Below are 857 nucleotides of genomic sequence, written 5' to 3' on the forward strand. Positions count from 1 at the left end.
TATCGCGTTTGTCAGATTTGGAGTGATTGGAATCGCGACCATGTGCTCATCCAAGCTAACACCTAAACGTATTCCTGCATCCATCCCTTCCGCAACAATATTTGTCAGACCGTCATCCATGATCAGCTCTAAACGTATTTTCGGATAACGAGATAAAAACTCCCCAAAGTGCGGCTCGATAAGAAGCCGAGCGGCTGTTCTAGACACGCTAATACGAATGAGCCCCGCAGGCTCGATATGTAAATCATTCAGCGAATTTAGGGCGTGCTCAATATTGGTCAATGAAGGATGAAGGGTGTCGAGCAAACGCTGCCCTTCTTCGGTCAGAGACATGTTTCGTGTCGTGCGATTTAGCAGCCTAACTTGAAGTTGTTTTTCTAGCCCTTTGACATGCTGCGACAATGCAGCCCGCGTCACTCCCATTTCGGAGGCGGCTTTCGTAAAACTGCGATGGCGCGCTACATGCGCAAACCACGTTAGTGAAGATATTAGGGAAGGTTCAATAGCCATTTGTTAAGTATAACTTAACAGTCATGTGTGTAAAACGATATTTATCTAATACAGTTCGTTCACTAGTATTAACCCAAGGCTTACGCCCCACGAGACAAAACAGTGAAACGCTACAGGAGAATTTCGTTATGTCTAAAGTTACTTTCAAAAATCTAAATGGTCTGGGTATCTCTATTGCAGCGGTGATTAACGTTCCTGAAAACTTTGATGAATCTAAACCGTATCCTGCCATTGTAGTTTCTCATCCTGGTGGCGGCGTTAAAGAGCAGACAGCGGGAACCTACGCGAAAAAACTATCAGAACATGGCTTCGTGACTATCGCATTCGACGCATCGTTTCAGGGCGAA

Annotated in this window: 2 protein-coding genes; one reads left to right on the forward strand and one right to left on the reverse strand. The window is 45.3% G+C overall.

What is annotated here, in order from left to right:
- Positions 1 to 510, reverse strand: a 510-nt coding sequence (locus R7O13_RS25395; protein WP_318305012.1) for a LysR family transcriptional regulator, incomplete at its 3' end; no start/stop codon positions are given.
- A 128-nt stretch (positions 511 to 638) separates the two neighbouring features.
- Here R7O13_RS25395 and R7O13_RS25400 point away from each other — a divergent pair.
- The coding region (locus R7O13_RS25400) for an alpha/beta hydrolase (RefSeq protein WP_318305013.1) at positions 639 to 857 on the forward strand (219 nt) is incomplete at its 3' end.

The sequence above is a fragment of the Vibrio sp. Y176 genome (assembly GCF_033438945.1).